Source organism: Alitabrizicola rongguiensis (assembly GCF_021491355.1).
Lineage (GTDB): Bacteria > Pseudomonadota > Alphaproteobacteria > Rhodobacterales > Rhodobacteraceae > Aliitabrizicola > Aliitabrizicola rongguiensis.
This window is the reverse complement of record NZ_JAKENF010000002.1, coordinates 826138-849168: the sequence shown is the minus strand read 5'-3', so window position 1 is coordinate 849168 and position 23031 is coordinate 826138. Positions and strand designations below refer to the sequence as shown.

Below are 23031 nucleotides of genomic sequence, written 5' to 3'. Positions count from 1 at the left end.
AGGCAACGCATCAAGGAGAGCGACAGACATGCCCGAGACCGCGCCGGCGCGCAGCGTGCCGAAGGGCCTTCATTTCGTCGCAACACCGATCGGTGCCGCCCGCGACATCACTCTTCGCGCGCTTGACATCCTTGCTGGGGCGGATGTGCTCGCCGCCGAGGATACACGCACCCTGCGCCATCTGATGGAGATTCATGGCGTGGCGCTTGGGGACCGGCCATTGATTGCCTATCATGACCACAACGGTGAAGCGGTGCGCCCGAGGTTGCTGCGCGCGCTGGAGGAGGGGCGCTCTGTCGCCTATGCCTCCGAAGCCGGCACCCCGCTGGTCGCCGACCCGGGGTACCAGCTTGCGCGCGCCGCGATCGCGTCCGGCTACCCGGTGCTGGCTGCACCCGGTCCCTCGGCCGTGCTGGCTGCGCTGACGGTTTCGGGCCTTCCAACCGACCGCTTCCTGTTCGCAGGCTTTCCCCCGACCGGCGCAGGCGACCGGTCGCGGTTCCTCACGGAACTGGCTGCCGTTCCTGCGACTCTGGTCCTCTACGAATCGCCGAAGCGCATTAGTCGCTTGTTAGGGGAACTGGCCCAAACCTTGGGAGGCGAAAGGCAGGCGGCTGTGTGCCGCGAGCTGACCAAAAGATTCGAAGAAGTTAGCCGCGGATCACTGGCGAACCTGACCGAACAATTCGCGGACCGGGACGTGAAGGGCGAGATCGTCGTGGTGATCGATCGGGGGACCGCAGTCGTGGCGACGAAATCGGATATTGAAGCGGCCCTGCGCCGGGCCTTGCGCGGCGCATCGGTCCGCGATGCTGCGGCCGAGGTGGCCGAAGCCTTCGGCCTGCCCCGCAAGGAAGTCTATCGGATGGCACTCGGGTTGGCGGAGGACGAATGACGGGTGCAGTTTCCTATCAGGCCGGACTTGCTGCCGAAGATATCGTGGCGCGGTTCTACGAGGCACGGGGGCGGCGGGTGGCCGCCCGCCGCTGGCGATGCAGTGCGGGCGAAATAGACCTGATCGCCCGCGACGGTGCCGAGGTCATCTTTATTGAGGTCAAGCACAGCCGCAGCCATTCAAAGGCGGCGCAAAGTCTTTCGACGGGTCAGATGGCAAGAATTGCCGAGGCTGCTTCCATGTTTCTGGCGGGCGAACCGGCGGGCCAGATGACACTGTCACGCTTCGATGTGGCGTTGGTCGATGGGCAGGGCCGGGTCGAACTCCTGGAGAACGCTTTCTCGGCCTGAGGTCCCAAGGCGGCGATTGCATCCGCCATCGTCCCGCGCGATGTAGGGGCATCAATCGCGGAGGATGACGATGGCGCTCAAGGTGGCCCTGCAGATGGATCCGATCGGGGCCGTGAACATTGACGCGGACAGCACCTTCCGTATCGGACTGGAAGCGCAGGCGCGCGGTCATTCGCTGTTCTTCTACACGCCGGACCGCCTCGCCTTTCAGGAGGGCCGCGTGACAGCTCGGGGATGGCCCGTCGAACTGCGCCGCGAGAAGGGCAACCACGTTTCCTACGGGGACGAGACCGAAGTCGATCTGGGCGAGTTCGACGTTGTCTGGCTCCGCCAGGATCCGCCCTTCGACATGGGCTACATCACGACGACCCATCTGCTGGAGATGATTCACCCCAGGACGCTCGTGGTGAACGATCCCTTCTGGGTTCGCAATTCGCCCGAAAAGTTGCTGGTGCTCCAGTTCCCGCACCTCATTCCCCCGACAGCCATCGCCCGCGACCTCGCGACGATCCGGGCGTTCAAGGCGAAGCACGGCGACATCATCCTGAAGCCCCTCTACGGGAATGGCGGGGCGGGGGTGTTCCGCCTTGATCCCAATGACCGCAACCTGTCGTCGCTGCACGAGCTTTTCACCTCGATGAGCCGCGAGCCCCTGATCGTGCAGAAGTTCCTGCCGGATGTCGCCAAGGGGGACAAGCGGGTGATCCTCGTCGATGGCGAGCCGGTCGGCGCGATAAACCGGGTGCCGCAGGCGGGCGAGACACGGTCGAACATGCATGTCGGCGGCCGACCGGAGAAGATCGGCCTGACGCCGCGCGATCTGGAAATCTGCGCGACCGTCGGCCCGGTCCTGCGCGAGAAGGGCCAGATCTTTGTGGGCATCGACGTGATCGGAGACTATCTGACCGAGATCAACGTGACCTCTCCGACCGGGATCCAGGAACTGGAGCGATTCGACGGCACTAACGCTGCTGCCCGGATCTGGGAAGTGATCGAGGCAAAGCGCCGCGCCTGACTAGCCCTTGCTCAGCGCAGAAAGCCGGTAGCTGATCGCTTCGGCGCAATGCGGATGGCGGACGGCGGCTGAGCCGTCTAGATCGGCGATGGTTCTGGCAACCCGCAGGATGCGGTGATAGGCGCGGGCCGACAGGCCGAACCGCTCCGCCACGCGCGACAGCAGCGCCCGGCCTTCGGCATCGGGACAGGCGACCTCGTCAAGGAGTTCGCCCTGAGCATCTGCGTTGACCCGCATCCCGGGATGGGCCGAAAACCGTTCGGCTTGAATCGCCCTGGCCTTGGCCACCCGCTCCGCGACAGTCGCAGAACTTTCGCCGTTCGCCGGCAGGTCCAGGTCAGTGTAGGCGACCGGCGGCACGTCGATCCGCAAGTCGAACCGGTCCATCAGAGGGCCAGAGATGCGGCCAAGATAGTCGTCGCCACAGCCTGGCGCGCGGCTGCAGGCGCGCTCCGCTTCCGCAAGGTAACCGCAGCGGCACGGATTCGCGGCGGCGACGAGCAGGAACCGGCAGGGGTAGCGGATATGGGCATTGGCGCGTGCCACCATCACCTCGCCCGTCTCGATCGGCTGCCGCAGGGTTTCGAGCACCGGCCGCGGAAACTCCGGGAGTTCATCCAGAAACAGGACACCGTTATGGGCCAGGCTGATTTCTCCGGGCTTGGCACCCTTGCCGCCGCCGACGATGGCGGCCATCGACGCGGTATGATGCGGCTCGCGGAACGGGCGCTGGCGTGAGATGCCGCCATCGCTCAGAAGGCCTGCGAGCGAGTGGATCATCGAGGTTTCGAGCGCTTCGACGGCTGTAAGCGGGGGAAGGATACCCGGAAGACGGGCCGCCAGCATCGATTTGCCCGAACCGGGCGAGCCGATCATCAGCAGGTGGTGGCGGCCGGCCGCCGCGATTTCCAGCGCCCGTTTCGCCCGCTCCTGTCCCCTGACTTCGCGCAGGTCGCGGCCCGAGGCGGGAGGAAGAACCTCTCCTGCCTCGGAGGGGGGCATGACCGACTGACCAGTGAAATGGCGAACGACCTCGTCCAGCGAGGCGGCGGCAAAGACCGGCGTCGCGCCGACCCATGCGGCTTCTGCGCCGCAGGCGCGTGGGCAGATGAGACTGCGGTCCTGTTCGGCTGCTGCAAGTGCTGCAGGCAAGGCGCCGATCACCGGCACGATCCGCCCGTCAAGCGACAACTCCCCCAAGGCCACGGTGCCCTCGACGGCATCCCGGGGCAGGATTTCCAGCGCCGAAAGAACCGCGAGGGCGATCGGCAGATCGAAATGCGATCCCTCCTTTGGCAGATCGGCCGGAGACAGGTTGATGGTGATGCGCTTTGATGGCAGGGCGATCGACATAGACGACAGTGCCGCTCGCACCCTTTCCTTGGCTTCCGAAACCGCCTTGTCCGGCAGGCCGACAAGGGTGAATCCGGGAAGGCCCGGGGCGACGGCACATTGCACCTCGACCGGGCGCGCTTCGACGCCTTCGAATGCGACAGTGTGGGCGCGTGCGGCCACCGAACTCTCCCGTGTTGGAACAGGCGTCGCGCAGAAGTGTTCACGAAAGGTTAATTGACGCGGGCTAAAGCCACGGGTCCTGTACCTTTGGCCGTCACGGGCGGTCCGAAGGGGACTTTCCCCGTATACAGCCGGAACGGGGAGTGCTTCTTATGGCCATGTTCGAGGATTGGATGACGCCGCATGAAAAGTATGGATACCAAGAAATGTTTCACGGTTTGAAGCGCGCGGACCTTCTGACTGTCGCGGTTTCCTCCCTCGGTCTGGCTTTCTGCGGCTCCGCGGCGGCCGATCCGAAGCCGTTGCCGAAGGTCGAGAAGTCCTTTGTCGACGGAAGCGTCCTGCGCTTCTACGGACAGATCAACAAAGGTTTCCTGAGATATGACGACGGGTTGGTGAGCGAGTCCTACGGACTCATCGACAACGACAACTCCAATACCCGTCTAGGCCTGACCTACAGTTCCGCGCTCGGAACTTCCTGGACCTATCTAGGAACGATCGAAATTCAGTATGCGCCCTTCTCGACCTCGAACACCAGCATTCTGCAGCCTTCGCCGCCGTCAGACGCCTATATGTTCACCAATGCCAATATCCGCCTGATCGACAACAGGCTGACCCATGACTCATTCGGGTCTTTCTCCCTCGGTCAGGGCAACATGGCGTCGTATGACACGGTAAAGGTGGATCTGTCCGGCACGACGGTTACGCAAGGGGTCGAAGTGCAGGATCTGGCAGGCGGACAACTCCTGCGGGAAGAAGGCGGTACTCTGTCGAAGATCAAGATTTCGACAGCCTTCAATGATTACAACGGATTGGGTCGGGCCGTGCGCGTGCGCTACGATACGCCCGCGTTCAACGGCTTCACGTTTCGCACCTCCTACGGCCAAGACCAGCTCTCGTCCAACCCGGCAGAGCAAAATGATCCGCTGTACGATGTCGCGGTTGCCTATGAAGGTGAGGCGGGCGAGTTCGAGTATGCCGCGCAAGCGGCCTATTCTTGGAACGTCGAAGACAGCGCCACTGTCACCACTCTGGACGGCTCCGCCTCTGTGCTGCACAAGCCGACCGGCCTCAACCTGACGCTGGCAGCCGCCAGTTCGGATAATGAGACGCTGACCGGTACCTATTGGTATGTCAAAGCCGGCTGGCTTGCCGATCTCGTGAGTTGGGGCAAGACGGCCTTCGCCATCGACTACTACCAGGGAAATGACATCTTCGCGACGGGTTCCGACAGCAGTTCGGCCTCGATTTCGGTCGTTCAGAGCGTCGTCAGCTGGAACACCGAGATCTATGCGGCATACCGGACCTATTCGGCCTCGACCCCGACGGTCGCCTATGACGACTCGAACGCCTTCTTCTTCGGTGCCCGCTTCAAGTGGTGAAGGTGCGAACCTTTCGCGACTCCGGTTTCGCACCTGGTTCGCTGCGTTGTCGGGCCGGCCAGAGTAAAGCCGGGAAGGTCGAGTGCGGCGTTGCGTAGCACCTCGACGCCTTCGGATGCGGAACGAGCGCGCTCCGCCGCTGGTTGTTGCCGCAAGATCAAGGTGGGGTGAAGATCCCTTGTTGATGCCCAAAGCGCGCTGGAGAAGAAGGGCGCGCTGTGTCGAAGCTGCAGGGCCGGCAACGGTGGCCTAACTGTCACGGGCGGTTCAAGGGTTCGTCAAAATACGTCTCTAGTCTCAACTCTGGCGGGTTTGTCCGGCTTCGCATGCGAGCCGGTGTGCGCCTTCAGAGGTTCCAAGAGGCAAGACCATGAGCAATCAGAAGATGAAGTTGGTCGCTGCATTCACGGTGGTGATGGCGGGCGGCGGCCTGATTATGGGCGGTGCTGCCCATGCCGAACCAAAGCCGTTGCCAAAGGTCGAGCTCAAGTTCCCCAACGACAGCGTGCTGCGCTTCTACGGCCAGATCAACAAGGGCGTGCTGAGCTATGACGACGGGCTTGTGAGCGAATCCTATGGCCTGATCGACAACAACAACTCTAACACCCGCGTCGGCCTGACCTACAACGCCAAGATCGGCGACAGTTGGAAATATCTGGGCACACTCGAACTTCAGTATGCGCCGTTCTCGACCTCTACGGCCAACATCCTGCAACCGTCGCCACCTTCCGACGCCTACATGTTCACCAATGCCAACATCCGCCAGATCGACAACAAGCTGACGAACGAAACCTACGGTTCGTTCTATCTTGGTCAGGGCAACATGGCGTCCAACGATACTGCGAAGGTCGATCTTTCCGGCACAACCGTGACGCAAGGCGTCGCCGTACAGGATCTGGCGGGCGGGCAGCTCCTGCGGCTCGAAGATGGAACGCTGTCCAAGGTGAAGATCAAGGATGCGTTCAAGGATTACAATGGTTTGGGCCGGAAGGTCCGCGTGCGCTACGATACGCCTTCCGTCAATGGCTTCACCTTCCGCACGTCCTATGGTCAAGATCAACTGTCATCCGTTCAGGCCGTACAGAATGATCCGCTCTATGACGTTGCGGTCGCTTACGAGGGTGAAGCGGGCGACTTCAAATACGCCGCTCAGGCTGCCTATTCTTGGGCCGTCGGCGACAGTGCGACCGTGACCACCCTCGATGGCTCAGCCTCCGTCCTGCACAAACCAACCGGGCTGAACCTGACCTTGGCAGCGGCGAGTTCGGACAACGAGGTTCGGACCGGCACCTATTGGTATGTCAAAGCCGGCTGGCTTGCCGATCTCGTGAGCTGGGGCAAGACGGCATTTGCGATCGACTACTATCAGGGCAACGACATCTTCGCGGCGGGTGCTGACAGCAACTCGGCTTCGATTTCGGTCGTTCAGAGCGTCGTCAGCTGGAACACCGAGATCTATGCGGCATACCGGACCTATTCGGCCTCGACCGCGACGGTCGCCTATGATGACTCGAACGCCTTCTTCTTCGGTGCCCGCTTCAAGTGGTAGTTGCCGCGGGCATCAGGCCGCTGCCAGCATTGACATGAACTTCGGCCACGCTTCCGGATCGGCTGCCGTCTTGTCGCGGCAGAAGGGGTTGCAGAACCCCCAGAGCCGCCCGTTCAGTTCCAGCACATCGGTCACCGGCTTGCCCGAATAGGGGCAGTCGGCATTCACCGAAGGCCGGAAGTCGACGGCTTTCGCTTGCAGCGGCGCCGGGCCGGGCCAGGGCCGGCGCGGATAGTCGCGGCGGTAGAACTCCTGGTCTGCCCCGTCGATCATCCCCATGGCCCGCCAGCGCCGGAACGAGGGATGCGCCAGATGTGCCACGACGTAGGCCTGCGCCTCTGGCCCAACGGGAAGGTTGTAGGTCGCGATCCGGGTCGCGACCGGAGCGTAGAACGCGTCGGCGGCGCTGTAGGCGCCGCAAAGCCACGGACCGGCCGAGCCGGTCTCGCGGCGGGCCCAGGACCAGATCTCTTTCAGCCGCGCAATGTCGGCCAGCACCGCGTCGGTGGGCTGGCAATCGGTGTAGCTCACACGCAGGTTCATCGGACAGTGATTGCGCAGCGCAACAAAGCCCGCGTGCATCTCGGCCGCAAGAACCCGGGCGACGGCCCGGCGCTTGGGGTCCGACGGCCAGAGGCCAGCATCGGGGTGGCGGCTGGCAAGTTCCTCGGCGATGGCGAGGCTCTCTGTCACCACGGTGCCGTCGGGCATCCGGGTGGCCGGAACGGTCTTTGCCGGGAAGTAGTCGACCAGAAGGCGGGAAAACTCATCCGTGTAGAGGCGAGCCGAGTGCATGCGGACCGGAATGCCGAAGGCGTCGAACAGCAGCCAGCCCCTCAGGCTCCAGCTGGAATAGGCACGGTCGCCAATGGCAAGGTCATAGGTCATGCGGCTGTCTCCGGTCGCTCTTTGGTCGTCAGAAGCTAGACAGGCCTTAGCGATCAGAAAAACGAATTCTATTGAAGTTCCGCATCAAGGACGGTGATTGATCCGCCCGACTGTCCATCGGCCTTGTTCGTAGGCAAGTTCAGTGACCGACAGCGGATCGATACGCTGGCTGAAGACCTCGACAGCCGTGACCCCCTGCGCCCGCTGGAGGGCTGCCAGTATCGCGCCGAAATGGGCCACGACGACGAGATCTCCGTCGGGGTACGCGCCAATCAGCCGGTCGACGCCCCGGCTGACCCGCGCTGCAAGCTGGTTCCATCCTTCCCCACCCGGCGGGCAGATGTCCCCTGGCCTTTCCCAGAAATCCCTGGCGAGCGCCTCGTCCTCGGCGGCGATTTCGGCATGGCTGCGCAACTCCCATGCGCCGAAATGGATTTCGCGCAGGTCGGGTTCGTGAGGCAGGCGATCTGGCCCCTGCTGCACGGCATCTGCCGTGGCGACAGCCCGCGACAGGTCCGACGAGATGACGGCGGCAGCGGCCGGCAGATAGTCGCGCAGCCGCCCGATCGCCGCCCCGTCAGACAGGTCGGCGGGCAGGTCCGACCAGCCCACCATGGTTCGGGCATGGGTCGGGCCATGCCGCACCCACCAGAAGCGGGTCATGCCAGCCCCTCGGGAAGCCGGCCCTTGAGCGCGAATGGCAGGCCGGCCATGACTCCGATGACAAGACCGGCCCGGGCGGCGACGGTCTGGTTGAGCCTGCCTTGCGCATCGCGGAAGCGACGGGCAAGGGCGTTTTCCGGCACGATGCTAAGCCCAACTTCATTCGTGACCAACACCACGGGGGCGGCACAGGCGTCGAGCGCCGCCATCAATCTGGACGTTTCGGCGGCAAGGTCGTTCTCGGCCAGAAGGTGATTGGTCAGCCACAAGGTCAGGCAATCTACCAGCACGACCTCTTGCGGCTGCGCATCCGCCAATGCCCCCGCGAGGTCCAGCGGTGCCTCGACCGTCAGCCAGTCATCCCCGCGCTGCTTGCGATGATCGGCAATGCGCTGGCGCATTTCATCGTCCCAGGCTTCTGCGGTTGCGATGTAGCGGCGGCGGGAGTTTGCCTCTTTCGTGAGCTTTTCGGCGACAAAAGACTTACCCGACCGTGCCCCGCCGATGACGAGAGCAAAATTCCATGTCCGGGATGTAGGAATTGATCCGAACATTCCCCACCTTCGTAAAGCTAGTTGATCATATTTCGAGAAACGAGGGTCTGCCATGGCATTGGATGGATATAACGACCAATACATGTCGCGCCAAGCGATGCGCGCCGAGCTTCTTGATGCCGAAACCGAACTTAAGCTTGCCTATGCCTGGCGCGACCAGCGCGACGAGCAGGCCCTGCACCGGCTGGTGACGGCCTATATGCGTCTGGCCATATCCATGGCGGCAAAGTTCAGGCGTTACGGCGCGCCAATGAATGATCTGATCCAGGAAGCGAGCCTTGGCCTGATGAAGGCTGCCGACAAGTTCGACCCTGATCGCGGTGTGCGCTTTTCGACTTATGCCGTCTGGTGGATCAAGGCCTCGATCCAGGACTACGTGATGCGCAACTGGTCGATGGTGCGGACGGGTTCGACCTCGAACCAGAAGTCGCTGTTCTTCAACCTTCGGCGCGTGCAGGCGAAGCTGGAGCGGGAGGCCGCGCAGCGGGGCGAAAAGCTCGACACCCACCAGTTGCGCGAACTCGTGGCCCGCGAGGTGGGCGTTCCGCTCGCCGATGTCGAGATGATGGAGGGCCGACTGGCGGGCAGTGATTTCTCGCTGAATGCGACCCAATCTTCCGACGAAGACGGACGGGAGTGGATCGAATCGCTTGAGGATGACAGCGACCAGGCGGAAGCTCGGGTCGAGCGCACACATGATGTGGCCCGGTTGCGCGAATGGCTGGTAACGGCCATGCAGGGGCTGAACCGGCGCGAGCGGTTCATCGTGGCCGAACGCAAGCTGCGCGACGATCCGCGGACGCTGGAGAGCCTTGGCGAGGAGCTGGGCCTGTCGAAGGAGCGGGTCAGGCAGCTTGAAGCCGCGGCGTTCAGCAAGCTGCGCAGGTCGCTGACAACCCAGTCGCCCGAAATCCGCGCCTTGCTCGGCTAGGGCGTTGCCGATTGAGTTCGTGCGCCCGGCACCCTATTGCTTGGGACGACAGTCCCGGGTCAGAGGGCCAGCATGCTCGGCAAACGAATTCTCCTGATCATCGGCGGTGGGATCGCGGCTTACAAGACGCTTGACCTGATCCGCCGTCTGACCGAGCGCGGCGCCGCCGTCACACCGGTCCTGACCAAGGCCGGGGCAGAGTTCGTGACCCCGCTTTCCGTTTCGGCGCTGGCTGGGGCAAAGGTCCATACCGATCTTTTCGATCTGACCGACGAGGCTGAGATGGGCCATATCCAGTTGAGCCGGGTCGCGGATCTGATCGTGGTCGCGCCTGCGACCGCTGACCTTATGGCCAAGATGGCCTCAGGCCGAGCCGACGATCTGGCCTCGACCCTGCTGCTGGCGACCGACACCCGGGTTCTGCTGGCGCCGGCCATGAATGTCCGGATGTGGAACCACCCGGCCACACAGCGCAATCTGGTCACGCTGCACAGCGACGGCGCACTGGTCGTCGGTCCGAACGAGGGCGCGATGGCCTGTGGTGAATTCGGTCCCGGTCGAATGGCCGAGCCGCTGGAGATCGTCGCGGCCATCGAGGCGGCCATTGGCAGCGGGCCACTGGCAGACCGGCACGTGCTGGTGACATCGGGTCCGACACATGAGCCGATCGACCCCGTGCGCTATATCGCCAACCGCTCCTCCGGGGCGCAGGGCACGGCGCTGGCGGCGGCGCTCGCAGCGCTCGGCGCGCGGGTCACTTTCGTCACCGGCCCCGCAACGGTGCTTCCGCCGGATGGCGTGAAGGTTGTTCGGGTCGAGACAGCGCGCGAGATGCTTGCTGCCGTTCAGGCGGCACTTCCTGCCGACGCGGCTGTCTTTGCTGCCGCAGTGGCCGATTGGCGGGTAGCAAATGCGGCGGGTTCAAAGATGAAGAAGGACGGTACCGGCAGACCGCCCGCGCTCGAATTCACTGAGAACCCCGACATACTGGCCACGATCGCCCAGATGACAGCTGGCCGTCCGCGCCTTGTGGTCGGCTTCGCGGCCGAAACAGACGATGTGATCGACCATGCGACGGCAAAGCGCGCGCGGAAGGGCTGCGACTGGATCGTGGCGAACGATGTTCGGCCCGAGACCGGTATCATGGGCGGAGCCGAGAATGCGGTGACGGTGATTTCCGCCGATGGTGCAGAGAGCTGGCCGCGCATGTCGAAGGATCAGGTTGCCCGCAAGCTCGCCGCCCGGATCGCCGAGGCTCTCGCATGAGCGCTGAAAGATTGTTTGGAGAAATCCGTCAGGGATTTTCAGAAGGTCGTCCTACCCCGTTTCCGCCCGGTGCATTCCAATGACACCGGTCCTTCGCCTTGTGTGGGAAGATTGGGCCGATCAGAGCCTCCCCTTGCCATCCTATGAAACTGCGGGTGCTGCCGGGGCAGATTTGCGTGCCAATCTGAAGCCCGAGGATCGCATAACGGGCTTCATCCTTGACCCTATGCGCCGCGCCATCGTGCCGACGGGACTGCGTGTCGAGATTCCGCATGGCTTTGAGATGCAGATCCGGCCGCGATCGGGCCTCGCCTTCAAGCATGGCATCAGCTTACCGAACACGCCGGGGACCATCGACAGCGACTACCGCGGTCCGCTTGGTGTCCTGCTCATCAACCTGGGATCGGAACCCTATACGATCCACCACGGCGACCGTATCGCCCAGGCGATCATCGCGCCAGTCATGCAAGCGCGCTTCGAGCTGGTCACGCAACTTGGAGAGACAGAGCGGGGCGAGGGCGGCTTCGGCTCCACCGGTCGGCGCTGATCCATGCTGCTTGTTTTGATCCTGGTCGCGGTGATCTGGGCTATCGGTTGGCTCATGAACGCCCCGGTGCGCCTGCGGCTCGGCATGATCGGCATTCTATGGATCGGGCTGATTCTCGAACATCTGGCGCTGCCGGACGGCCATCCGCTCCGCCTGGCCACGGGTGGGGATGCAAAGGTTTGGCTGGTCCTGGGCGGGGCCGCGCTTACGGTGCTTGCCTACCGCCTCGGTCTGAGCCGCCTGCGCGCGCGCGCCGCTGTGCCGGTCGCCGTCGAGCCTGCCGGACCTTTTCGCCCGGCGGAACTTGAACGCTACGCCCGCCACATCACCCTGCGCGAGATCGGCGGCATGGGGCAGCGGCAACTGAAACAGGCGCGTGTCCTGGTGATCGGGGCAGGGGGGCTCGGTTCGCCCGCGCTACTCTACCTTGCCGCCGCCGGTGTGGGGACGATCACGGTCATCGACGACGATACGGTCGAGGCGTCGAACCTGCAGCGGCAGATCATCCACCCAGATGCAAGCCTCGGGCAGCCCAAGGCGGAATCCGCCGCAGCGGCGATGAGTGCGCTCAATCCATTCGTCACGGTCAGGCCCGTGATCGCACGGCTGACTGCCGAAAATGCCGCTGACCTCTTCCGCGAGCAGGACCTGATCCTTGACGGATCAGACAATTTCGACACCCGCTATCTGGCAAACGAGGTGGCCGCAAAGCAGGGCATACCGCTGCTTGCGGCGGCGATCACCCAGTGGGAGGGGCAGATCAGCCTTTACGATCCGGCTCGCGGTGCGCCCTGCTATGCTTGCATCTTCCCCGAACGCCCCGCCCCTGGCACGGTTCCGACCTGCGCCGAAGCCGGAGTTGCCGCGCCGCTTCCCGGCGTGCTTGGCAGCCTGATGGCGCTGGAGGCGGTGAAGACGTTCACCGGCGCCGGAGATACGTTGCGCGGGCGGCTGATGATCTTTGACGGTCTTCATGGAGAAAACCGGATCATCCGCATCGCCCGGCGCAAGGATTGTCCTGTTTGCGGCCATGTCCATGCGCCTGCAAGTGCCGGTGGCTGGACAGTCCCCTCGCCCTCGCCATAACCTGCGCGCCGACAAGAAACCAAACCGTCAGGGAGCCCCCCATGAAACTGACCGCCGCTGTTGCAGGCCTTGGCCTTGCCTTCGTCGCCACGATCGCTTCTGCCGCCGATCTGCCCGATCTGGGCGGGAAAGAGATCACCGTGGTGACAGAGAATGCCTACCCGCCGCTGCAATTCGTCGACCAGAAGACCGGCAAGGCGATCGGCTGGGAATACGACGCGATGGAAGCGCTGTCGAAAAAGCTGAACTTCAAGGTGAAATACGAGAACATCAGCTGGGATGCGATGATCCCCGCCGTTTCGGAAGGCCAGTATGACATCGGCATGACCGGGATAACGATCCGCGACGACCGCAAGGAAAAGGTCGACTTCTCGGAACCCTACATGCGGTCCGAAATGGTCATGCTGGTGCGGGGCGATGAAACGCGCTTCACCGATGCCAAGAGCTTTGCCGCAGACCAGGCCCTGCTGATCGCCGCCCAACCCGGCACGACGCCCTTCTACACCTCTGTGTACGAGATCCTGGACGGCAACGAGGCGAACCCGCGCATCAAGCTGTTCGAGACTTTCGGTGCGACCGTGCAGGCGCTTCGGGCGGGCGATGTCGACCTGGTTCTGACCGATGGAACGGCGGGCGCGGGCTATGTCGCCGCCTCGGGCGGTGCGCTGAAGATCGTCGGCGAAAAGCTCGGGGTCGAGGATTTCGGCTTCATCTTCCCGAAGGGCTCTGACCTTGTCGCGCCGATCAATGCCGGGATCGAAGCTCTGAAGGCCGATGGCACGCTCGATGCCCTGAACAAGAAATGGTTCCTCGACTACAAGATGGGCGAATGATGGCTTGGCCGGCCCGCCTTTGAGCGGCGGGCCGGTGCTTCCCGATGAACCGCCCGCCCAATCCGACAAAAGAAGACTTTCCCTGGTGGCTCCTCGTCCTTGTGGCGACGGGGCTCTGCTTGTTCTGGCAGGTCGCGACAGACGAGATTTATTCCCAGGTCTTGACGACTCTGGCGAAGGGAATCTGGATCACGATCTTCGTCACGGTCATCGGCTTTTCGATGGCCTGTGTTCTCGGTCTAGGCCTTGCCGTTGCGTCGCAATCGCGTCTGCAGGTCCTGCGCCAGATCGCGCGGCTTTATGTCGAGGTCGTGCGCGGTATCCCGATCATCGTCTTGTTGCTCTACGTGGCCTTCGTCGTGGCGCCGGCTGTCGTCTATGCTTGGAACTGGCTTACCGCACCCCTTGGCCTTGGCGCGTGGCAGACCCGCGACTTTCCGCTGATCTGGCGGGCGATAATCGCGCTGACCATCGCCTATTCCGCTTTCCTGTCCGAGATATTCCGCGCTGGCCTGCTGTCGGTCGAGAAGGGTCAGATCGAGGCGGCGATGTCACTTGGACTGAACCGCTGGCAGCGCTTCCGGCTTGTCGTGTTTCCGCAGGCTTTCCGCACGATCCTGCCGCCTCTCGGCAACGATTTCGTTGCGATGGTGAAAGACTCCTCGCTGGTCTCGGTGCTGGGGGTGAGCGACATCACCCAGCTTGGCAAGGTAACCGCCGCCGGAAACTTCCGCTATTTCGAGACCTACAACGTCGTGGCACTGATCTACCTGACCATGACCATCACGCTGTCGCTGCTTCTGCGCCGTCTGGAGCATCGCTTGCGGAGCAAGTCCGAGGGTTGACGGGCTGGACCTTTCCGGCGGCTGTTCCTAGCTTTACCGGAAAGGAGACGCGCCATGACAAATGCCCTGCTTGCGCCTTGGACCACCCCGTTCGAGCTGCCGCCCTTCGCCCAGATCCGCGATGAGGATTTCGATCCGGCCTTCGAGGTGGCGCTTGCCGAAGCGCGCACGGCGATCGCAGCCATCGCCGACAATCCCGAATCTCCGACCTTCGCCAATACCGTCGAGGCGATGGAACTGGCCGAGGCGACGCTGGATCGGGTGGCGGGCGTCTTCTTCAACCTGAGCGGCGCGGATTCCAATCCCGCTCGTGAAGCGCTGCAGCGCGACCTTGCGCCGAAGCTGTCGGCCTTCTCGTCGGAAATCACCAACAATCGCAAGCTCTTCACGCGGATCGAGGCGCTCTGGAACGCTCGCGAGACGCTCCGTCTGACGCCAGAGCAGGACCGTGTCCTGATGCTTTACCGCCGCATGTTCGTTCGGGCGGGGGCGCAGCTTGACGGGGTCAAGGCAGACCGGATGACCGAAGTGAAGTCGCGGCTGGCCGTGCTGGGGACTGAATTCACCCAGAACCTTCTCGCCGACGAACGCGAATGGTTCATGGAACTTGCCGACGCTGATCTTGAGGGGCTGCCAGACTTCGTGGTGGCCAGCGCCAAGGCGGCCGCCGAGGAGCGCGGTCTGCCTGGCCATGTCGTTACCCTGAACCGTTCGCTCATCGTCCCATTCCTGCAGTTTTCCCCACGCCGCGACCTTCGGCGAAAGGCTTATCTGGCCTGGGTCGCCCGTGGTGCGAACGGCAATGCCCATGACAACCGCGCGATCGCGGCCGAGATCCTGAAGCTGCGGCAAGAGCGGGCCCAACTGCTCGGCTACAGGAATTTCGCGAGTTACAAGCTGGAAACCGAGATGGCGGGCACACCGGCTGCGGTACGCGACTTGCTGACCCAAGTCTGGCAACCAGCCCGCGCCAAGGCCGAGGCCGATGCGGCGATCCTCGCGGGTATGATGCAGCACGATGGGATCAACGGCGATCTGGAACCCTGGGATTGGCGCTACTACTCCGAGAAACGTCGCAAGGCCGAGCACGATCTCGATGAATCTGCGCTGAAGCCCTATCTTTCGCTCGACGCGATGATCGCCGCCTGCTTCGATGTGGCGCACCGCTTGTTCGGGCTGGAGTTCCGCCCGCTCGACTTGCCCATGTATCACCCCGATGTCCGTGCCTGGGACGTCACGCGGAACGGTCGCCACGTTGCGGTCTTCATAGGCGACTATTTCGCGCGCGGCTCCAAGCGGTCCGGTGCGTGGTGCTCTGCCATCCGTAGCCAACGCAAGCTGGGCGGGGCGGTCGCGCCGGTCGTCGTCAATGTCTGCAACTTTGCCAAGGGCAATCCGGCGCTGCTGTCCTATGACGACGCGCGCACTCTCTTTCACGAATTTGGCCATGCCCTGCATCAGATGCTGTCGGATGTGACCTACGGCTTCATTTCCGGAACATCGGTGGCCCGCGACTTCGTCGAACTGCCGAGCCAGCTTTACGAACACTGGCTGGAAGTACCCGAGGTTCTGGCCAAGCACGCCAGGCACTGGAAGACGGGCGAACCCATGCCCAAGGACATGCTCGATCGCCTGCTCGCAGCCGGAACCTACGATCAGGGTTTCGCCACGGTCGAATATGTGGCTTCGGCGCTGGTCGACCTTGCATTCCACGAGGGCGAGCCGCCTGCCGATCCAATGGCAAGGGAAGCAGAGGTTCTGGGCGATATCGGGATGCCCCATGCGATCCGCACCCGCCACGCCACGCCGCATTTCGCCCATGTCTTCGCGGGGGATGGCTATTCTTCCGGCTACTACAGCTACATGTGGTCCGAGGTCATGGATGCCGATGCCTTCGCCGCCTTCGAAGAGGCCGGTGATGCCTTCGATCCAGCCACTGCCGAGAAGCTGGAGCGCTTCATCCTTTCGGCCGGCGGCTCGCGCGAGGCCGACGAGCTGTATACCGAGTTCCGCGGTCGGATGCCGGGGGTCGAGCCGCTCTTGAAAGGCAGGGGGTTGCTCGAGCCGGTCTGAGACCAAATGGCGGGATCAGTCGATGATCTCGCCGGGGTCTACCCCCCAAAGAGCGGTCTTCTGCACCCAGCCGCGGTTGCCTTCGGCCGAGATGCGGCACCAGTCGGGCTCGCATTTGAGGATCTTGCCGATCACGCCCTGCTCGGCCTGAAACACCACAGGGGCATTCGCGTCGGGCATGCTGCGGAACTCGGCCATGTCGAGCGTCACGATTGCTGTCCGCACGCCCGACAGAAGCGAATACTGGACCCAGCCGCCGATCCCGTCCGGGTCTTCGACGCGGCGCCAGTGCTCGAATTCGGCAGTGATGCGCAGGGGCATGCCGGCGCGGGTGAAGACCCAGTCTATCCTGTGTGTCAGGCCCGGGCCCCGGCGAGCGTTGCCCTGGTTCGTCTTGAGCGACACGTAGCGCGGGATCGGCAGGTTGGTGACACTGCCGAGATGGGTGTCGCGCTCCTTTTCCAGGCTCGATTGCGGCGTCGGGCTCTGCGCTGCGGGGGCCGGTGCATCGGTTTCGTTTTCAGGCGGGACGACGGGCTCTGGCCGAGGCATGGGCCTCTGCTCTGCCAGTTCCTCGAGCGTTGGTTGCTGGTTTTCGGCAAGCGCCGCTGGCGCCAATGTCATCAGCGCCATCGTGGCGGCCAGAGCCAGCCGAACCGATGCTTTCATCCTAACCGCCTGTCTCGCGGCGCGCCCTCCCGAAGGAAACCTGCGGCCGTCTGCTGCATCCTCCGGGGCTTGTGCCGCGCCCCGCTTGGCTGCACTTTGCCATTGGAAGACTTGATTTGGAAGAGATGGGAGAATCCGGATGCCTGCAGCGCGCCTGAGTGTTGTCGTGACGCGACGCCTGCCCGAGGTTGTCGAGACCCGGATGAAGGAACTCTTCGACGTCGAGTTGCGTGATCCCGACACGCTCATGACGCGCGAGGAACTGGTCGCAGCCATGCGCCGGGCCGACGTGCTGGTTCCCTCGCTCAATGACCATATCGACGCGCCGCTTCTGGCGCAGGCAGGCGATCGCCTGAAACTGATCGCCAACTACGGCGCTGGTGTCGATCACATCGACGTGGCCACCGCTCGGCAACGCGGCATTCTGGTGTCGAACACGCCCGGCGTGGTCACCGAAGACACTGCGGATATGGTGATGGCGCTGATCCTCGGGGTGACCCGCCGTATTCCCGAAGGCCTTGCCGAGATGCAGGCCGGCAAGTGGCAGGGCTGGTCGCCGATGTCGCATCTCGGCGGTCGGATCGGCGGGCGCCGGCTGGGTATCCTCGGGATGGGACGGATCGGTCAGGCCGTGGCGCGCCGCGCCCAGTCCTTCGGCATGCAGATTCACTATCACAACCGCAAACGCCTGCGGCCCGAGGTCGAGCAGGAGGTCGAGGCAACCTGGTGGGAAAGCCTGGATCAGATGCTGGCCCGCGTCGATATCCTGTCGATCAACTGCCCGCATACCCCTTCGACATTTCACCTGCTGAATGCGCGGCGCCTTAAGCTGATGAAGCCCACTGCCGTCATCGTGAACACCTCTCGCGGTGAGGTCATCGACGAGAACGCCCTCACTCGCGGCCTGCGCGCGGGGGAATTGGCAGGGGCAGGCCTCGACGTGTTCGAGCATGGGCACGAGATCAATCCGCGCCTGCGCGAATTGCCGAATGTCGTGCTCTTGCCGCATATGGGGTCGGCCACGCTCGAGGGCCGGATCGAGATGGGCGAGAAGGTGATCCTGAACATCAAGACATTCGCTGACGGCCATCGGCCGCCCGATCAGGTCGTGCCGGGAATGCTCTGACCGGTCAGTTGAACGGATCGCTGTCCGTGCTGGCACCTGAATTGAACGGATCCTCCGCCTGGGCCGGGGCGGCGGCACCTGCCTCGTTCACCTCGGTCTGGCAGTTGATCACTTCCTGCATCGCCGCATTGGTTCCGCTAAGGGTCAGACGGGCGATTTCCTTGTTCTCGTAGGTCACTGCGACGCTGGTCATGCGGCGGAACTCGTCGATGAAGGTCGCGGCCTTGTTCTTTTCGAAGCCGACGTCGACGGTCAGCGTCGGCAACTCCCCGAGCCGCCCGCCCTCGGCGTCGCCCGTCCAGGGATCGCGGTTCCCGAAGGCGATGCCGACAGTGTAGAGCTTACCCTGTTCGATCGAGTTCCAGGCCTCATCCCCGATAATGAACTGGAACGTATCGGCCGAGGGGTTGAACTGGACGCGCAGGTAGGTACCCGCTTCGTAGGCGGCGGTCATGAAGCAACCGTTGCCGATCGAGGTGTCGACGCCGATGTACCAGCCGCCAACGTCATCCTTCCAGGTGATCGGGCCATCTTCGGCCAGCGCCGGGCTTGCGGCCGCAAGTACCAAAGCCGTCCACTTCAGCATGCGCATCCTGAAATCTCCTTTCGCCAACGCAGCCCGCGCGGGAAACAATAACCCCGCGACCGAACGATAACAGCCGCGGGGCGAAAAAATGAAGGAGAAAGCAGGGCCTTTGCGTGGCGATCAGTCTTTCGCACGCTCGACGTAAGAGTTGTCGTCGGTGTTGATGATGATCCGCGTGCCGGCACCGATATGCGGCGGCACCATCACCCGCAGGCCGTTGTCGGTCATCGCCGGCTTGTAGGACGACGACGCGGTCTGACCTTTCACCACCGGCTCGGTTTCGGTGATCTCGACGGTGATCTTCTGCGGGAATTCGATGGCGATGCAGACACCTTCGAAGGTCTTGAGCCAGCAGCGCATGCCTTCCTGAAGATAGACCTTGCCGTCGCCCACGACATCGGGCGAAACGGCGATCTGGTCGTAGCTGATCGGTTCCATGAAGTGGAAGCCTTCGCCATCCTCGTAGAGGAAGTCGTATTCGCGCTCGTCCACGGTGGCCTTCTCGACCTGTTCGGTCGTGCGCCACCGTTCCGAGACCTTTACGCCATCCGAGATGCGGCGCATGTCGATCTGGGTGGTCGGCGTACCCTTGCCGGGGTGGAAGTTGGTGGCGGTGAGAACGACATAGAGCTTGCCGTCCATCTCGACGACATTGCCCTTGCGCAGGCTCGAGGCGATGACTTTCACGAAGGTCTTCCTTGTGGTTTTGAAACCCGCAGCCTAATCAGCGCGAGCGATTGCGCTCGCCTCTAGCGCATCTTTTCCCGTTTCGCCAGTCGAAAGCCGCCCGAACCCATGCCCGCCGACCGTTCCGACGCCTCGCCCTGGTGGTCCGCCAGCCGCCACGCCGACCGCCGCCCTGTGCTTCTCGCCCGCAATCGCATCCAGTCGGCGATCCGCGGCTGGCTGGCCGACCGCGACTTCATCGAGGTCGATCCGGCGGCGCTGGCGGTCAGCCCGGGCAACGAGGCGCATCTGCACGCCTTTGCCACGACCGCGATCGGCAATGACGGCGATGGGCGGACACTCTACCTCCACACCTCGCCGGAATTCGCGATGAAGAAACTTCTCGCGGCGGGGGAAGAGCGGATTTTCTCCTTCGCCCATGTCTGGCGCAACCGCGAGCGCGGGGCGCTCCACAGCCCGGAATTCACCATGCTGGAATGGTACCGGGTGGGCGAGGATTATGCGGTCTTGATGGACGACTGCATGTTTTTCCTCCGCCTCGCCGCCCAGGCGGCTGGCGCGATGCAGCTGCGCTACCGCGACCGGACCTGCGATCCGTTCCTGCCCTATGAACGGCTCAGCGTCGCCGAGGCGTTCGCGCGCTATGCGGGGATCGACCTGCTGGCGACGATCCGGGCCGATGGCTCGACCGATGCCGCCGCGCTCCGCACCCAGATGCTCGCGGTCGGCCTGCGGGCGACCGAGGATGATACCTGGTCGGACCTTCTGTCGCGCGCTCTGGTCGCGAAGGTGGAGCCGAAGCTCGGGATGGAGCGGATGACGGTCCTTGACCGCTATCCGGCCGCAGAGGCGGCGCTGGCCCGGCCGGCGGCCGATGACCCGCGCGTCGCGGAACGGTTCGAAGTCTATGCCTGCGGGGTGGAACTCGCCAACGGCTTCGGCGAACTCACCAACCCTGCCGAACAGCGCCGCCGCTTCGGGCTGGAGATGGACGAGAAGGTCCGCGTCTATGGCGAGCGCTACCCGGTGGACGAGGATTTCCTTGCGGCCCTCTCCCATATGCCGCCCGCCAGCGGCATCGCGCTCGGCTTCGACCGGCTGGTGATGCTGGCGACCGGCGCACCGCGCATCGACGAGGTGATCTGGGCGCCGGTGGTTGACTAAGCCAACGAATTTTCTACGAAAATTCGGGGCACTCTGGTTCTGAATTCTCGTAGAGAATTCGCACCTAGACCCCAAGCGCTGCCGCCACCCGCTCCTGAAAGTACTGCACGCCCTTTTCATGCCGCCCCGAAAGCGGACCCGACGTATAGGCCCCCGCCGCATAGTTACGGTGCGTCTCGACGCAGACTTGGTAATCCTCGCGCACCACGGCCAGAGTGCCGTTTACCGATTTCGCCCGCGCCTCGGCCCCGGCTTCGGAGGTGTCGGCGAAGAAGAAATGGTAGTGCTGGTCGGTGTGATGAGGGCTGGTCGGGTTGATCCGGCTGACATTCATGCCGCCTTCGAACAGCGACAGCGTCCAGTTCGGCCACATCCACAGCCACTTGCCGCGATAGAACAACCCCTCGCGCGGCGGCGCGGTCATCCGCACATAGCCCCGATGCGCCGTGGTCTCGAACGCCTCGAAGTCGATCGCGGCATAGAACGAGGGATGGGTTCCGGGGATATGGTAACCCTCGACAAAGTTGTCGGTATAGACCTTCCAGTTGGCATCGAAGCTGACCGTCGCGCTGTCGGTCGCCGTGTAGCGTTCCATCGGTTCGTCGGCGAGTTCCTGGGGCAGGTCGCCCAACTGCTCGATCAGCGGCATCTCAGGGTCAAGTGATGCGAAGAGAAGCCCGCGCCATTCGGCGAGCGCCACCTCTTGCAGCGGCCAATCCTCGGGGATGATCGCGGGGTCCTTGCCATACCACGGCGCCTGCACAAGCCGCCCGGTGTCGGCGAAGCTCCACTTGTGATAGGGGCAGACGATCAGCCCGCATTGGCCTGTCCCATCCGCCAGCAGCTTCGCGCCACGGTGGCGGCAGACGTTCTTGAACCCCCGCAAGGCCCCATCCCGCCCGCGGATCGCAAAAACCGGGATGCCGGCAATGTCGATGGCGAGGTACCGCCCCGCCCCGGCCACAGCCGAGACCGGCCCCATGAATTGCCATGTCCGGGCGAAGATCTTGTGCCGTTCGGCGTGCCACACATCCTCCCGCACATAGAACGAGGGGTCGAGGTTCAGATACTGGACCGACGGGGTATCGAGCGTCATGTGCGGCACCTCCTGATCGCACCATGCTGACCGACCCTGGCTGTTGAATGCAACCATGTCGGCGACATTGAGCGCCGCAAACATCTGGGTTGCTAACGGCTTGGGCGGCCGATGGCTAATGGTTCCCGCATTCCCTTTCCCGGTGAAGCCGTGTCAGAACAAGGGGGCAAGCCAGAGGGAGCAGACCACATGAAGATCCGCGAATTCGGTGTCGAGATCTGGATGAACGCCCATGAGAATGACGCGCTCTACAACCTCGCCGAGACCTGCGTCGACTCGATCACCGTGGCCGAACTTCTGGCCCTGGCCGGCCGCAACGACGCCGCCCTGTCCGAGCTGCTGCCGATGCGGATGGGCTATGGCGCGATCGAGGGGTCCGACCGGCTGAAGGCCGCGATCTGTGCGCTTTACGACCGGCAGTCACCGCAGAACGTCATCGTCACCCACGGCACAATTGGCGCGAACCACCTCGTCCACTCCGCGCTGGTCGGTCCGGGCGATGTCGTCGTCTCGATCGTGCCGACATACCAGCAGCATTACTCGATCCCTGAAAGCTGCGGCGCCGAGGTCCGGTTGGTCTGGCTGAAGCCCGAGAACGGCTTCCTGCCCGATCTCGCCGAGCTGGAGGCCGCGGCCAAGGGCGCGAAGCTCATCGCGCTCACCAACCCCAACAATCCGACCGGTGCGCTGATCGAGCGGGCGGGGCTCGAGGCCATCGCCGCGATCGCTCGCGCCAACGACGCCTGGGTGCTGTGTGACGAGGTCTATCGCGGCATCGACCAGCAGGGAGATGGCTTCACCCCGTCTATGGCTGACCTCTACGAGAAGGGTATCTCGACCTGCGGCATGTCCAAGGCCTTTTCGCTGGCAGGTCTGCGCCTGGGCTGGATCGCCGCGCCAGAAGAGGTGATCCATGCCGTCTCGATCCACCGCGACTACACGACGATCAGCGTCGGCCGGCTCGACGACCACTTCGCCGCCATCGCACTGGAATCCGCGGACCGGATCCTTGAGCGCAGCCGCCGCATCACCCGCACCAATCTCGCGATCCTCGACGACTGGATCGCGCGAGAACCCAGGATCGACTATGTGCGGCCCCGCTCCGGCACCACCGCTCTTCTGCGCTGCGACCTCGAGATGTCCTCTGCCGACCTTTGCCGCGCCCTGCAGACCGAGACGGGCGTGATGCTCCTGCCGGGCTCGGCGCTCGACATGGAGGGGTGGCTCCGGATCGGCTATGCCTGCGATACCGAGGTTCTCAGACAGGGATTGGCCCTGTTCTCCGAATTCCTCGCCCGCCAGTGATCGGGC

The 23031-nt window shown here is 63.7% G+C and carries 23 protein-coding genes; 15 read left to right on the top strand and 8 right to left on the bottom strand.

Annotated elements, in window-relative coordinates; genetic code table 11:
- The first annotated feature begins 28 nt into the window (after window positions 1–28).
- From rsmI to gshB, 3 genes are all read left to right on the top strand, one after another.
- Complete coding sequence (rsmI, locus tag L0V05_RS10035; RefSeq protein WP_234870024.1) at window positions 29–895, top strand: 16S rRNA (cytidine(1402)-2'-O)-methyltransferase; 867 nt, start codon at window positions 29–31, stop codon at window positions 893–895.
- A complete protein-coding gene (locus L0V05_RS10030; protein ID WP_234870022.1) occupies window positions 892–1245 on the top strand; it encodes a YraN family protein in 354 nt (117 codons plus the stop codon). The genes rsmI and L0V05_RS10030 overlap by 4 nt, the downstream gene beginning before the upstream one ends.
- 70 nt (window positions 1246–1315) lie before the next feature.
- Window positions 1316–2260: a glutathione synthase gene (gshB, locus tag L0V05_RS10025; protein WP_234870020.1), complete on the top strand. Its 945-nt coding sequence runs from the start codon at window positions 1316–1318 to the stop codon at window positions 2258–2260.
- Here gshB and L0V05_RS10020 read toward each other — a convergent pair whose 3' ends face one another.
- Window positions 2261–3775, bottom strand: coding sequence for a YifB family Mg chelatase-like AAA ATPase (locus tag L0V05_RS10020; protein WP_234870018.1), 1515 nt, complete (start codon window positions 3773–3775; stop codon window positions 2261–2263). It abuts the gene before it with no gap.
- 206 nt (window positions 3776–3981) lie between these two features.
- Here L0V05_RS10020 and L0V05_RS10015 point away from each other — a divergent pair, with 206 nt between their 5' ends.
- Both L0V05_RS10015 and L0V05_RS10010 read left to right on the top strand, forming a co-directional pair.
- Window positions 3982–5157, top strand: coding sequence for a porin (locus tag L0V05_RS10015; protein WP_234870016.1), 1176 nt, complete (start codon window positions 3982–3984; stop codon window positions 5155–5157).
- A gap of 370 nt (window positions 5158–5527) precedes the next feature.
- Window positions 5528–6706 (top strand): porin, encoded by a 1179-nt coding sequence (locus tag L0V05_RS10010; protein ID WP_234870014.1) that lies wholly within the window; start codon window positions 5528–5530, stop codon window positions 6704–6706.
- Window positions 6707–6718: 12 nt separating this feature from the next.
- On the opposite strand, the gene L0V05_RS10005 is transcribed toward L0V05_RS10010, so the two are convergent.
- The 3 genes from L0V05_RS10005 to cobU form a co-directional block, all read right to left on the bottom strand.
- Window positions 6719–7594, bottom strand: coding sequence for a glutathione S-transferase (locus L0V05_RS10005; RefSeq protein ID WP_234870012.1), 876 nt, complete (start codon window positions 7592–7594; stop codon window positions 6719–6721).
- Window positions 7595–7678: 84 nt separating this feature from the next.
- Window positions 7679–8257, bottom strand: a complete 579-nt coding sequence (locus tag L0V05_RS10000) for a histidine phosphatase family protein (RefSeq protein ID WP_234870010.1) — start codon at window positions 8255–8257, stop codon at window positions 7679–7681.
- Window positions 8254–8811 (bottom strand): bifunctional adenosylcobinamide kinase/adenosylcobinamide-phosphate guanylyltransferase, encoded by a 558-nt coding sequence (gene cobU, locus L0V05_RS09995; protein WP_234870008.1) that lies wholly within the window; start codon window positions 8809–8811, stop codon window positions 8254–8256. Before cobU ends, L0V05_RS10000 begins: the two co-directional genes overlap by 4 nt.
- 52 nt (window positions 8812–8863) lie before the next feature.
- On the opposite strand from cobU, the gene L0V05_RS09990 reads away from it, so the two are divergent.
- The 7 genes from L0V05_RS09990 (at window position 8864) to L0V05_RS09960 (ending at window position 16392) form a co-directional block, all read left to right on the top strand.
- Window positions 8864–9742, top strand: coding sequence for an RNA polymerase factor sigma-32 (locus tag L0V05_RS09990; RefSeq protein WP_234870006.1), 879 nt, complete (start codon window positions 8864–8866; stop codon window positions 9740–9742).
- 72 nt (window positions 9743–9814) lie between these two features.
- A complete protein-coding gene (coaBC, locus tag L0V05_RS09985; RefSeq protein ID WP_234870004.1) occupies window positions 9815–11008 on the top strand; it encodes a bifunctional phosphopantothenoylcysteine decarboxylase/phosphopantothenate--cysteine ligase CoaBC in 1194 nt (397 codons plus the stop codon).
- A gap of 79 nt (window positions 11009–11087) precedes the next feature.
- Window positions 11088–11555, top strand: coding sequence for a dUTP diphosphatase (dut, locus tag L0V05_RS09980; RefSeq protein WP_234870002.1), 468 nt, complete (start codon window positions 11088–11090; stop codon window positions 11553–11555).
- A 3-nt stretch (window positions 11556–11558) separates the two neighbouring features.
- On the top strand, window positions 11559–12641 hold the full coding sequence (locus L0V05_RS09975) for a HesA/MoeB/ThiF family protein (protein WP_234870000.1): 1083 nt from the start codon (window positions 11559–11561) through the stop codon (window positions 12639–12641).
- Between the two features lie 41 nt (window positions 12642–12682).
- Window positions 12683–13474 (top strand): transporter substrate-binding domain-containing protein, encoded by a 792-nt coding sequence (locus L0V05_RS09970; protein WP_234869998.1) that lies wholly within the window; start codon window positions 12683–12685, stop codon window positions 13472–13474.
- Between the two features lie 44 nt (window positions 13475–13518).
- Complete coding sequence (locus L0V05_RS09965) at window positions 13519–14319, top strand: amino acid ABC transporter permease (protein WP_234869996.1); 801 nt, start codon at window positions 13519–13521, stop codon at window positions 14317–14319.
- 54 nt (window positions 14320–14373) lie between these two features.
- The gene (locus L0V05_RS09960; RefSeq protein WP_234869994.1) at window positions 14374–16392 is read left to right on the top strand and encodes a M3 family metallopeptidase; all 2019 of its coding nucleotides are present in this window, start codon (window positions 14374–14376) and stop codon (window positions 16390–16392) included.
- A gap of 15 nt (window positions 16393–16407) precedes the next feature.
- On the opposite strand, the gene L0V05_RS09955 is transcribed toward L0V05_RS09960, so the two are convergent.
- Window positions 16408–17061, bottom strand: a complete 654-nt coding sequence (locus tag L0V05_RS09955; protein WP_234869992.1) for an SH3 domain-containing protein — start codon at window positions 17059–17061, stop codon at window positions 16408–16410.
- 139 nt (window positions 17062–17200) lie between these two features.
- Between L0V05_RS09955 and L0V05_RS09950 the strand changes: the two genes are divergently transcribed.
- Complete coding sequence (locus tag L0V05_RS09950; protein ID WP_234869990.1) at window positions 17201–18187, top strand: 2-hydroxyacid dehydrogenase; 987 nt, start codon at window positions 17201–17203, stop codon at window positions 18185–18187.
- A gap of 4 nt (window positions 18188–18191) precedes the next feature.
- On the opposite strand, the gene L0V05_RS09945 is transcribed toward L0V05_RS09950, so the two are convergent.
- Window positions 18192–18779 (bottom strand): hypothetical protein, encoded by a 588-nt coding sequence (locus tag L0V05_RS09945; protein ID WP_234869988.1) that lies wholly within the window; start codon window positions 18777–18779, stop codon window positions 18192–18194.
- A gap of 114 nt (window positions 18780–18893) precedes the next feature.
- The gene (gene efp / locus L0V05_RS09940) at window positions 18894–19460 is read right to left on the bottom strand and encodes an elongation factor P (protein ID WP_234869986.1); all 567 of its coding nucleotides are present in this window, start codon (window positions 19458–19460) and stop codon (window positions 18894–18896) included.
- A gap of 108 nt (window positions 19461–19568) precedes the next feature.
- On the opposite strand from efp, the gene epmA reads away from it, so the two are divergent.
- On the top strand, window positions 19569–20624 hold the full coding sequence (gene epmA / locus L0V05_RS09935) for an EF-P lysine aminoacylase EpmA (protein ID WP_234869984.1): 1056 nt from the start codon (window positions 19569–19571) through the stop codon (window positions 20622–20624).
- A 64-nt stretch (window positions 20625–20688) separates the two neighbouring features.
- On the opposite strand, the gene L0V05_RS09930 is transcribed toward epmA, so the two are convergent.
- A complete protein-coding gene (locus tag L0V05_RS09930) occupies window positions 20689–21720 on the bottom strand; it encodes an aromatic ring-hydroxylating oxygenase subunit alpha (protein ID WP_234869982.1) in 1032 nt (343 codons plus the stop codon).
- A gap of 189 nt (window positions 21721–21909) precedes the next feature.
- Between L0V05_RS09930 and L0V05_RS09925 the strand changes: the two genes are divergently transcribed.
- On the top strand, window positions 21910–23025 hold the full coding sequence (locus tag L0V05_RS09925) for an aminotransferase (RefSeq protein WP_234869980.1): 1116 nt from the start codon (window positions 21910–21912) through the stop codon (window positions 23023–23025).
- The last annotated feature ends 6 nt before the right edge of the window (window positions 23026–23031 follow it).

Bases quoted from the DNA above. Each gene is read 5' to 3' on its own strand.
- rsmI (WP_234870024.1), top strand. From the start codon at position 29: ATGCCCGAGACCGCGCCGGCGCGCAGCGTGCCGAAGGGCCTTCATTTC.
- L0V05_RS10030 (WP_234870022.1), top strand. From the start codon at position 892: ATGACGGGTGCAGTTTCCTATCAGGCCGGACTTGCTGCCGAAGATATC.
- gshB (WP_234870020.1), top strand. From the start codon at position 1,316: ATGGCGCTCAAGGTGGCCCTGCAGATGGATCCGATCGGGGCCGTGAAC.
- L0V05_RS10015 (WP_234870016.1), top strand. From the start codon at position 3,982: ATGTTTCACGGTTTGAAGCGCGCGGACCTTCTGACTGTCGCGGTTTCC.
- L0V05_RS10010 (WP_234870014.1), top strand. From the start codon at position 5,528: ATGAGCAATCAGAAGATGAAGTTGGTCGCTGCATTCACGGTGGTGATG.
- L0V05_RS10005 (WP_234870012.1), bottom strand. From the start codon at position 7,594: ATGACCTATGACCTTGCCATTGGCGACCGTGCCTATTCCAGCTGGAGC.
- L0V05_RS10000 (WP_234870010.1), bottom strand. From the start codon at position 8,257: ATGACCCGCTTCTGGTGGGTGCGGCATGGCCCGACCCATGCCCGAACC.
- cobU (WP_234870008.1), bottom strand. From the start codon at position 8,811: ATGTTCGGATCAATTCCTACATCCCGGACATGGAATTTTGCTCTCGTC.
- L0V05_RS09990 (WP_234870006.1), top strand. From the start codon at position 8,864: ATGGCATTGGATGGATATAACGACCAATACATGTCGCGCCAAGCGATG.
- coaBC (WP_234870004.1), top strand. From the start codon at position 9,815: ATGCTCGGCAAACGAATTCTCCTGATCATCGGCGGTGGGATCGCGGCT.
- dut (WP_234870002.1), top strand. From the start codon at position 11,088: ATGACACCGGTCCTTCGCCTTGTGTGGGAAGATTGGGCCGATCAGAGC.
- L0V05_RS09975 (WP_234870000.1), top strand. From the start codon at position 11,559: ATGCTGCTTGTTTTGATCCTGGTCGCGGTGATCTGGGCTATCGGTTGG.
- L0V05_RS09970 (WP_234869998.1), top strand. From the start codon at position 12,683: ATGAAACTGACCGCCGCTGTTGCAGGCCTTGGCCTTGCCTTCGTCGCC.
- L0V05_RS09965 (WP_234869996.1), top strand. From the start codon at position 13,519: ATGAACCGCCCGCCCAATCCGACAAAAGAAGACTTTCCCTGGTGGCTC.
- L0V05_RS09960 (WP_234869994.1), top strand. From the start codon at position 14,374: ATGACAAATGCCCTGCTTGCGCCTTGGACCACCCCGTTCGAGCTGCCG.
- L0V05_RS09955 (WP_234869992.1), bottom strand. From the start codon at position 17,061: ATGAAAGCATCGGTTCGGCTGGCTCTGGCCGCCACGATGGCGCTGATG.
- L0V05_RS09950 (WP_234869990.1), top strand. From the start codon at position 17,201: ATGCCTGCAGCGCGCCTGAGTGTTGTCGTGACGCGACGCCTGCCCGAG.
- L0V05_RS09945 (WP_234869988.1), bottom strand. From the start codon at position 18,779: ATGCGCATGCTGAAGTGGACGGCTTTGGTACTTGCGGCCGCAAGCCCG.
- epmA (WP_234869984.1), top strand. From the start codon at position 19,569: ATGCCCGCCGACCGTTCCGACGCCTCGCCCTGGTGGTCCGCCAGCCGC.
- L0V05_RS09930 (WP_234869982.1), bottom strand. From the start codon at position 21,720: ATGACGCTCGATACCCCGTCGGTCCAGTATCTGAACCTCGACCCCTCG.
- L0V05_RS09925 (WP_234869980.1), top strand. From the start codon at position 21,910: ATGAAGATCCGCGAATTCGGTGTCGAGATCTGGATGAACGCCCATGAG.